This is a genomic window from Bacillus taeanensis (genome assembly GCF_003318295.1).
Lineage (GTDB): Bacteria > Bacillota > Bacilli > Bacillales > UBA6769 > Maribacillus > Maribacillus taeanensis.
Genome location: NZ_QOCW01000016.1, coordinates 92,068 through 102,186 on the forward strand (window position 1 = coordinate 92,068; position 10,119 = coordinate 102,186).

The following is a 10,119-nucleotide window of genomic DNA, read 5'->3' on the forward strand; positions in this document are numbered from 1 at the left end:
TTTGCAGCAAAGAAAAAAGAGCAGCTATTCTCTACCGCTCAAATGTTTCAAAAGACAACACTTAATATTCATCATCTAAAAGGTAGAGTTAGCATATAACCGATATAGAAAAACAACTCTCGAAATAAAAAAGGAACCTTGCTGTTTAACGTCTTATATAAAGAAGTTTGCGTCGGTGAGGAGTATGCTTCCATTCCCTTATTTTTCGCCATTACCATTGCCCTTTTCATATGCAGGGGGTCACTTACGATTGTAAAGGTGTTTAGATTATTTTCAGAAGCAACCTCATACGCGTATTCGAGATTTTCTTCAGTAATTTTTGATTTTATTTCAATAAAAATATCTTTCTCATTCACATTATTTTTAATGGCGTGATTTCTCGCAGCTTCCGATTCAGCGTAGGCATCTCCTTCAGCTTTACCGCCAGTAAAGATGATTTTATCAACATAACCATTTTCATAAAGCCAAACAGCGTGATGAATTCGTTCACGAAAAACAGGTGATGGCTCTTCTTCCCAAACAGCCGCTCCCAGCACAACAGCAGCATCAGTCTTCACTAGTTGATTTTTAGAGCTGAACGTCCAAATGCTGTAGGCTGAATACCCTATGAAAATAAGAAAAGCTGCGATCATACTTACAGCTAGTCTAACTAAAATCTTTTTTAACATTTTAATCAATCCTTATATCAATTACTGTTCTTGTCATTTCACAATCATCTCACTTCATAAAAAACAGCACCTATATTTTACCATGGAAGATAGGCGCTGTTTCATAATATTGTCTTCTATATAAAGTAATTTAATGCTGTCCTGTAATCTCATGAATGGACCTTTATTAAACGAAACTATCAGCATACAAAAAGCCCTTTGTGAAGGACACAAAGAGCTTCTTTTATATAGCATTCTCTTATTCTTTTTTAATGAACTCTTACATAATCACCGCTGTTGTCATCATCGGAGTAGAGCCAGTGGTAGTACTCAATCTCCGCGTCCGTCATTTTTAATACTTTTTCAGCCACCATTGTTGTTTTGCTGCAAAGAAACTCGACCATGTGATTTCGTACTTGTTGACCCATTGCTACTCCTCCTTATCGGCGATTTTTGTAATCGCTTTCTTTTGATAGTTTTATTATAGGATGAATATACATAACAATCCAACATCATTATTCGCTCAATTGATCAAAACTAATATGATTTTGAGATGAAACAAAAAAAGCGACCACATTCCTTACAGAAGTAACAAAAATTTGGCCGCTAGCGTTTCATTGCCTAACTATGTGAACGAACACTATTTTTATCAAAATCTGGAGCTATCGCTTTTTTAATAAACAAAGCGATGAGAAATCCTACAATACTTAATCCAAGTGCAAACCAATATGCATGATGAACACCAACTGTCATCGCATCGTTTAAGGTTTGCTCTGTTACAGAACCAGGATAATTATTAATATAAGCGTTTCTCCCTTGAGACATAATGCTGACAAAAACCGAAACGCCAAGCGCTCCTGCGATCGGCTGCAGTGTCGTAGCAATAGCTGTTCCATGCGGATATAAATGAACCGGTAATGCATTCAGCGCATTCGTCTGAGACGGCATCATAATCGCTGTTATCCCAAGCATTAAAATAATATAAGCGATAACAAATGACCATGCCGGGATTGAATCATTAATATTACTAAACAACATCATTACTCCAACTAATAAGATCATCCCTGGAATAATTAATTTTCTTGGTCCATACTTATCAAACAACGTGCCCATTACAGGTGACAATAGACCACTTAATAAAGCTCCCGGCAGAAGCATTAAACCAGTCATCTTTGCCTCAAACCCGAGCGGACCTTGCAAGTACATCGGCATTACAATTTCAGAAGCAAACAGCGCCATAATGACAATTACAAAAATAATGATGCCCTGTGCATAATCTTTGTATTTAAACACACGTACATCTAATAATGGCTCTTCTAACTTCATTTGACGCCGTACAAATCCAATCAAACTAATGATGCTAATTGTTATAACCGCAACAACGGTAATTGATAAAGCGCCCCCTTCATTTTCTCCAACACTGCTGAATCCATATACAAGACCACCTATTCCAACGCTAGAAAGAATAATCGAGAGCTTATCTACTTTAGGACGTGTAACTTCCCCAACATTTTGTAAATATTTTAGGGCAAATAAAATCGAAAAGAGTGCAAATGGAATTACTGATAAAAACAGCCAGCGCCATCCTAAAAAGTCAACAATAACCCCTGATAACGTTGGACCGAGTGCAGGCGCAAACATAATCACTAACCCAAATGTTCCCATCATTTTTCCGCGTACATCAGGAGGATAAAGCAACAGCAAAGCATTCATAATAATTGGAAGCAGTAAACCCGTCCCTGCCGCTTGGATCATTCTTCCCGTTAACAGCATTGGAAAGTTTATGGAAAATCCAGCAAGTACTGTTCCACTTAAAAAAATCGTCATAACCCCAATAAACATCTGCCTTGTTGTAAACGATTGAATCAATAATGCCGAAACAGGCATTAATACTCCCATTACGAGCATAAATCCAGTAACCAACCACTGTACAGTAGGCGTATCAATTTTAAATACATCCATTAATTCTGTTAACGCAATATTAAGCAACGTTTCGTTTAAAATCGCAAAAAATGCACCAATTAAAAAAGTAATAAATATTGCTTTTGCATTAATATTCGTTTCCATAATGCTTCCTCCAACATTTTTAATATAAGGAAGTACCTTTATTTCCCTTTTATCTTTAATTACAAGAGAGTAACTCAATAAAATTAGACAAGATTCTATTAGATCATTCGCTATTCGCTATAGTAGTTTTTTCTTCTTTTTTAACAGCATAAAAAAACCTCCCTAGTTTGCTAGAGAGGATTAAGCGTAGTATGCAGGCACAAAGAAAGAAGCTTCCCTTTTCATAAAAACAGCATGAAATAAAAGGTTAAGTATTCTTTCGTTATGAAAAAAGCACCTAAAATGAACAGACTAATCCTATCTAGACAAAATATATTTTTTAACATGAAGTTTTAAAAATATGTCTAAAGAATAGGATTACTGCTTCATTGGCGATGTACCGTTCCCTTCTTTCATAAATTCAATTTTATAGTATGATGAAATCCTCCAGCTGTCAACCATTATTATCCATAAATTTTCTATATAAATATAAAGGATAAACATTCTTGGTGTGGAACTTAATACAAATTCTACAAAATTAACACAATGTCGACAAATTAAGTTGAAGTTATATATATTAATATCCGTAAAAATATGCTATTAATATATAATTATGTAGATGATAAAATAAATAGATTAATTGAATCACTTATACTACTTAAAGGAGAAAATCAGTTTGAATTTTAAATGGATTTTCAAATCATTTTCTAATAAAAAATGGCTTATTTATATTATAATGACCGTTATACCATCTCTTATTATCAGCCATCTCTTTGCACAGCAAAACATTCAACAAATTGAAAACCAGTATACAAATAAAGCAGAGCAGTATGCTAATTTCCATGCCAAACATATAGACAATTTTATTGGCGGCACAATTGGACGTGTCGAAATGCTTGCGACGTTAATTCAAGTCCAGAGCCATGATTTAAGCGGTGTGGAAGAAATTCTAAAGAGAACACATGACAAGGATATTCGCTTTTCCGGCTTCTATTGGGCCAACCCTGATGGAGATCTATTGATTAGTTCGAATGAAATGTTTTCTCCAATTAATGTTTTGGATCGTAATTACTTTCAACAAGCATTAAAAACGGGGCAAACAAGTATTTCAGAAGCACACCTCGGTCGAGTTACAGGGCGTTTTATTATTACAATTGCTACCCCTGTGGTCGATAAGGAACAAATACAAGGTGTCGTGCTCGCCAGCTTGCGATTCGACAAAATTGAAGAAACGATTAATCAATTTGTAACAGATGAATTGATTTCTGTAACAGATGCTGCAGGGCAAAACTTAATGCAGTCCAAATCCCCTATTGTTGAGGGACAATCACTTACTGCTCGTACACATGCTGAGAAAGTCCCTTGGATCATTACAGCTAGCGTAATACCAGAAGAAAGAAACATATACAAAAAATCCTTTCTTCAATCGTTAGGAATTACCTTTATTATTACAAATATTTTATTTTTATTGCTTCAATATTTTTTATTAAAATACCAAGTAAAACTTGAAAAAGAACAAAATGAAAACCAAAAGCTTGAATTAGTTGGAAATCTTGCCGCGAGTACAGCGCACGAAATTAAAAACCCTTTAACAGGCATTAAAGGGTTAATCACGCTTTTAAGCGAAAAACATAAAGATGAAAAAGATCAATTTTATTTTGAAGTGATTCAAGGAGAAATCACGCGCATTAATAGTATTGTTAGTGAACTATTAATGCTTGGAAAGCCTACAGCATATACATTGAAATCATATAATGCGGATGACATCATAAGAGAAATAGCGCCAATTATTCAATCAGAGGCTAATTATAAAAATGTAGAGTTAAACATTTATCCTTCAAATACGCCTTTGCCTATTTTATGTGTGAAAGATCACCTCAAACAAGTGATTCTTAATTTAACAAAAAACTCTTTAGAATCTATGGAAAATGGCGGAAAATTAACGATTCACCTAGAAAAAAGAGAGGATGCTTGCATCATACGTGTGAAAGACAATGGATCTGGAATGCCTCAAAAAGTATTAGATCAAGTGTTTCATCCTTTTTTTACTACGAAACAGGATGGTACCGGTTTGGGATTAGCAGTCTGTAAACGAATTATCCAAACATATAATGGAGATATTTCAATTAAAAGTAAGCCTAATGAAGGAACTGAAGTTGAAATTAACATCCCGCTAATAACAGAGCAAAATTAATAGCATGTAAAAATTTCAATCATTTATTTAACGAAACAATGCTGTACTCTATCATTTATTAGATAAGATACGGCCTTGTTTCGTTATTTCTTCACTGTGACTTTTATACTAAAATATTGTTTTATTATTGTTTAATGTTTAGTATTCGTAAAATCCGGTTAAATCACAAGTGTAAAACACATTACACAAAAGGAGAGGATACTAATGGCTAACCGTTTTAAAACTGGCGAACAAGCACCGGAAACAGGCACTTATGAATTTGTTGGTTTAGCAGAATCTCACAGCAACGCTAATCCAACGAGTGACGAAAAAGAAATTCGCTTAGAAAGCGGGGATACATTCCCTCCGTTACGTTCAAGCAAAGAATCAGCTTATTGGCAAAAGTCTGAATAACAGCATGCAGGATTAAGCAATCTTATCGGTTAGAAAGCCTCCAAAGGAATTTCCTTGGAGGCTTTTAGGCTTTTAGTATTTTAATATATTAAATAAAAGGAATTGATTTTAACCCGCTAAGAAAATCGCGCCGTATCCAAGTGCGCCAACAATTACAAAAGCAGGATGCACTTTCAATTTTTCCATTAATACAAAGCTTGCGATGACTAAGAAAAGTGTCTGCCATACACCTGCTCCTTCATATGAGCTTGTAAAAAATTGATACGCCATCACGCCAAGCAGGACGGCAATTGTCGGACGAATCAGCATCGTCATTCGCTTAACTTTCGGTGAATCTTTAAATTTATATAAAAGTCCTAAAAGCATGACCATTAAAATAAGCGATGGGGCAACCGTTGCAAATACACCAACAAAAGCGCCGAGCACACCGCCCTGCTCATAGCCAATATAGCCAGCCATTTTTGTCGCAATCGGACCAGGAAGTGCATTGCCGAGTGCGAGCACTTCACTAAATTCTTCAACAGTTAACCAGCCGTAGCGGTCAACCACTTCATTTTCAACAAGCGGAATCGAGGCAGGGCCGCCGCCATAGCCGACAATTCCGGGAATGAAAAACGCTAAAAATATTTGCCAATAAATCATACAAACTCTTTCCTTTCAGCTTTTTCTTCCTTGTTCGGCTGATCTCTTTTTAAAAGGGCAGCAAGAAGAAGAACAGCAATTAAAATTCCTGGATGCAAGCCTATTCCTTCAATGAGAATTACACTTCCTACCATTAACAGAACACTCGGGACCATTCCTAAATCCGTGTTTGCTTTTTTAAAAAACTGCCACGTTAACACCGCAAGCATCACACCGACAACAGGTACAACCGCTTTGGTCATACCTGCAACCCACGGCTGATCTTTAAAAGAAGAAAGCGATGTTAACAACACAATCATTAACACAATTGTCGGTAAAATAGTCGCCACCACTCCGTTAATCATTCCAATTACTCCACCAACACGGTAGCCGATATAACCAGCCATTTTCGTTGCAATTGGACCTGGCAGTGTATTGCCAAGTGCAAGTACATCGCTAAATTCATCAGCATTCATCCATTTATATTTTTCTACAACTTCCTTATGAACAAGTGGAATTGAAGACGGCCCGCCGCCGTAGCCTAACATACCGACTCGAAAAAATGCGAGAAAAAGCTGCCATTGTTTCATTTCATCATTTCCTTTTTTACAAAATAAGAACGCTTGTGGTTTCTTACCATGAAGCAATACCGCCATCTGTCCGCGCTTCTGTTCCGCCGACTAATACACCTGAGTCCGGATCACGGCAAATAATTTGCCCGCGCCCAAAAACAGCAGGATCAGCCGTTACTTTTATATCATGTCCTTTTCTCATTAAAGCTTGCGTAATATGAAGCGGCAAGCTATGTTCAACTTCAACCGTTTTTTCATGTGTCCAAAGCCATCTCGGCGCATCAAGGGCCGCCTGCGGATTTAGCTTAAAGTCAATCATGTTCATCATGACCTGCACATGTCCCTGCGGCTGCATAAATCCGCCCATTACGCCAAACGGGCCGATCGGCGTTTTCCCTTTTGTCAGAAAGCCGGGAATAATCGTATGATACGTTTTTTTGCCGGGCTCAAGACAATTCACATGATTTGAATCAAGCGAAAAATTATGACCGCGGTTTTGCAGGATGATGCCTGTACCGGGTACTGTTACGCCAGATCCAAAGTCCATATAACTGCTTTGAATAAACGAAACCATATTGCCTTCAGAATCAGCGGCCGCTAAATAAACAGTTCCGCATGCATCAGGTTTTCCCGCCTCAGGTAAAAGCGCTTTTTCTCCAATTAACGACCTGCGAAGGGCACCATACTGCTCTGAAAGCATATCTTCAACAGATACGGTCATATGGCTTTGTTCAGTAATATATTTTTGTCCATCACTAAAGGCAAGCTTCATCGCTTCGATTTGCTTATGATACGTTTCAACACTATCTTTTTCGGTAAAATCAAAGCCTTTTAAAATATTAAATGCCATTAGTGCAATTAAGCCTTGGCCGTTTGGCGGAATTTCCCATACATCATAGTCTTTGTAGGAAATAGAAATTGGCTTCACCCATTCCGGCTCATAAGATGCTAAATCTTCTTTACGAAGATAACCTCCTGTTTCTTTTGAAAAAGCAGCGATTTTTTCAGCAATTTCACCGCGGTAAAAAGCTTCGGCATTTGTTTCGGCGATTGCTGAAAGTGTTGCTACATGACCTTTTGAAGACCAAACTTCACCAATTTCAGGAGCGCGTCCTTTTGGCGCAAACACCCGAAACCATTCTGAAAAGAGCTCATCAGTGAGTGAAGATTGAAATTGATTGTACGCTTTTTGCCAAAAGCGACCGAGTGTCGGTGAAATTGGATAGCCCTCTTCCGCATATTGAATCGCAGGCTTTAACACTTCTTTAAACGGCAGCTTCCCAAACCGTTTTGACAATGCTGTCCAAGCTGCCGGCGCTCCCGGTACAGTAACCGGCACCCAGCCGTGCTTTGGCATTTCATTAATCTCTTTTTCTTTTAACTTCTCCATTGAAATAGCTTTTGGTGCCGGTCCGCTTGCATTTAAACCATGCAGCTCTCCTTTTGTCCAAACGAGCGCAAATGCATCGCCGCCAAGACTGTTTGAGGTTGGTTCCACAACAGTTAAGCATGCCGCGGTCGCAATTGCCGCGTCAATCGCATTTCCTCCTTTTTTGAGCATATCAAGTCCCGCCTGTGAAGCAAGAGGCTGAGATGTGGCAACCATGCCGTTTTTTGCGTAAACGGCCATGCGCTGCGATGAATACGGATAAACCAATGGATTATTGTTCATAAGCTCCCCCAACATCGTTAGACATTACATTTATACTTCTTTTCAGCAATCTACTATTCAATTATAAAACGCACCAGCAATCGTTTCCAATATTTTGTTAAACCTAAAAATATCCTCTCTATAAATAGTTGGTTAAGGGACTGTCTACATGACGAAAAGACAAAAACAGCAAGTAATTGACCCTTCCTTAGGAGAAGTAGAAGGAGAAGATCTTGTTGGTGTCCTTTTAGTGTATAATGATTATGAAAAATACATGTATAATACAATGAAAAGCAGTGAGATCTTTCCAAAATATAAAACAAATGCTACCTGTTTTCAAGTAGCTTGCGGTGTATATGCAGGACTCGCCAGCTTACTTTTAGACACTCTTTCAACGGGGGTTTATTATGTTGATGAGTTATTAACACAAACAAACAGCCGTTACGGCGAATATGTAACATATCATATGAAAGACTTTATTGTTGGCGAAAATAAAGGTTCTGATGGTTTTTTACATGAGAGAATGAATGAAATGTAAAAAACAGCTAACTCCCCTTTTAGTTAACTGTTTTTTCACCTTCAATAACTTTAAATAAAAAAAGCTGACTAAAAACTCTCATTTAAGAGAACATTCTTAGTCAGCTTTTTAAATTGTTAAATCCGCTTTACTCTTTTATTTTTACACCATTGATCTTTAAATGCGCATGAAAAATCTCCATCATGGACGGAACCTCTTCCTTGTTTGGCCATTTCTCAGGATTCCAAATTTTTGATTTATGCAATGCCCGTGTGCAGTGAATAAAACATGCTTCCACATCTACACCTATCCCAATCGATGGTGCTTTCCCCTTCAAACTCATCTTACTTAAAATATCCTTATTTTTTATAATTGTCGCCCTTCCGTTAATACGCAGCACTTCTTCTAGACCCGGAACTACAAAAAGCAAACCAACATGCGGGTTAGTTAAAATATTTAAAATAGAATCTACTCGCCTATTACCAGGACGATCTGGAATCACTAATTGATGATCATTTAATACAACAATTGAGCCAGGATTATCGCCCCGCGGTGAAACGTCACAGTTTCCCTCTGCATCAGATGTTGCTAGAAACAAAAGCGGTGACATTGAAATAAACCGTTTAGCCTGATCATCAACAATTGAAATGCTTTTTTTCTTTACTAACTCATGAGGCGTGCCAACAAAATTTCGAAGCTCTTCCTCGGACGTAATTGCCTCTTTACTAAAATCTACTTTCTCCATAAAAGTTTTCCACCCTTAAGATTTTAAATATCGTGAACTATTTAATAGAGATCCATTGATATTTATCATACTCTTTTTCAAAGATAGTGTTATTGTAAACGAAGAAAAGGCAGAGCTCAATAAAATCTTATTTCCCTCATCAATAAGAGCGTACTTTATCATATTTCATGAGTTAGAATATCAAATTCCGTATATTACCTAACAAAAAGATCAATTTAGATTTTTATAGGCGTTATCTTTTACAGAAGACGCAGCGATTGCTGGGCCTTCAAGCGAGAGTAGAGAATGAACCTCCCCTCCCTACCGCTTCGCGCTTGAGGAAGGGGTTTCCTGTTTGAAGTTTCCAAGTCCAAAAGCCGTCCCAGCTGGAACAAGTGTCATCAACACTGCCTTTGTGCTTGGAATCAAACATCCCTTTTGAGGATAGTGGTCTTTCCGTTTCGTGTCTCCCGACAGAAAACTGCCACCGTAGGCAACTTGTGCGTTTCACAACGGACAAGGGGCGGTTCTGCCCGTCTACTACTTCCTTCCAGCAGAAAAAGGTCTTCTTAAGCTGAAACTGCAGGTCGTAGATACGTTGGTCTTATATACATGGGATCATGGAGCGGATAATAAATCATTTTCCCATACAGATGTTTGGTGAGGATGTTCCTTGCGCCATGAAGATCACGGTGTTCCTTATACCCGCATGGACAATGATACATTCGATGGCTTCGTTTTTTGCGGTTTCCAC

10 protein-coding genes and 1 pseudogene are annotated in these 10,119 nt (G+C 37.7%); 3 read left to right on the forward strand and 8 right to left on the reverse strand.

Annotated elements, in window-relative coordinates; translation table 11 throughout:
- Positions 1–71: 71 nt before the first annotated feature.
- The 3 genes from DS031_RS14950 to DS031_RS14960 form a co-directional block, all read right to left on the reverse strand.
- The gene (locus DS031_RS14950) at positions 72–668 is read right to left on the reverse strand and encodes a YdcF family protein (RefSeq protein WP_113806873.1); all 597 of its coding nucleotides are present in this window, start codon (positions 666–668) and stop codon (positions 72–74) included.
- A gap of 248 nt (positions 669–916) precedes the next feature.
- A complete protein-coding gene (locus DS031_RS14955) occupies positions 917–1,075 on the reverse strand; it encodes a BH0509 family protein (protein ID WP_113806874.1) in 159 nt (52 codons plus the stop codon).
- 193 nt (positions 1,076–1,268) lie between these two features.
- Positions 1,269–2,714 (reverse strand): MDR family MFS transporter, encoded by a 1,446-nt coding sequence (locus tag DS031_RS14960; RefSeq protein ID WP_113806875.1) that lies wholly within the window; start codon positions 2,712–2,714, stop codon positions 1,269–1,271.
- Between the two features lie 655 nt (positions 2,715–3,369).
- Here DS031_RS14960 and DS031_RS14965 point away from each other — a divergent pair.
- Together DS031_RS14965 and DS031_RS14970 are read left to right on the forward strand one after the other, a co-directional pair.
- Complete coding sequence (locus tag DS031_RS14965) at positions 3,370–4,887, forward strand: ATP-binding protein (protein ID WP_113806876.1); 1,518 nt, start codon at positions 3,370–3,372, stop codon at positions 4,885–4,887.
- Between the two features lie 204 nt (positions 4,888–5,091).
- Positions 5,092–5,280, forward strand: a complete 189-nt coding sequence (locus DS031_RS14970) for a YjzC family protein (protein ID WP_113806877.1) — start codon at positions 5,092–5,094, stop codon at positions 5,278–5,280.
- Positions 5,281–5,388: 108 nt separating this feature from the next.
- Here DS031_RS14970 and DS031_RS14975 read toward each other — a convergent pair whose 3' ends face one another.
- Genes DS031_RS14975 through ggt form a run of 3 tightly spaced genes read right to left on the reverse strand, consistent with a single transcriptional unit; the run spans position 5,389 to position 8,145 of the window.
- Entirely contained in the window at positions 5,389–5,922 is a 534-nt protein-coding gene (locus tag DS031_RS14975; RefSeq protein ID WP_113806878.1) for a chromate transporter, read from the reverse strand.
- Complete coding sequence (locus DS031_RS14980) at positions 5,919–6,491, reverse strand: chromate transporter (protein ID WP_113806890.1); 573 nt, start codon at positions 6,489–6,491, stop codon at positions 5,919–5,921. Before DS031_RS14980 ends, DS031_RS14975 begins: the two co-directional genes overlap by 4 nt.
- A 43-nt stretch (positions 6,492–6,534) precedes the next feature.
- The gene (ggt, locus tag DS031_RS14985) at positions 6,535–8,145 is read right to left on the reverse strand and encodes a gamma-glutamyltransferase (RefSeq protein ID WP_113806879.1); all 1,611 of its coding nucleotides are present in this window, start codon (positions 8,143–8,145) and stop codon (positions 6,535–6,537) included.
- A 187-nt stretch (positions 8,146–8,332) separates the two neighbouring features.
- Here ggt and DS031_RS14990 point away from each other — a divergent pair.
- Positions 8,333–8,662: pseudogene (locus DS031_RS14990) on the forward strand (S-adenosylmethionine decarboxylase related protein); the annotation flags it as partial.
- Between the two features lie 127 nt (positions 8,663–8,789).
- Here DS031_RS14990 and DS031_RS14995 read toward each other — a convergent pair.
- The gene (locus tag DS031_RS14995) at positions 8,790–9,386 is read right to left on the reverse strand and encodes an MSMEG_1061 family FMN-dependent PPOX-type flavoprotein (RefSeq protein ID WP_113806881.1); all 597 of its coding nucleotides are present in this window, start codon (positions 9,384–9,386) and stop codon (positions 8,790–8,792) included.
- Between the two features lie 548 nt (positions 9,387–9,934).
- Positions 9,935–10,119 (reverse strand): transposase (locus DS031_RS24210; protein ID WP_245947455.1); only part of this gene is annotated, 185 nt, incomplete at its 5' end.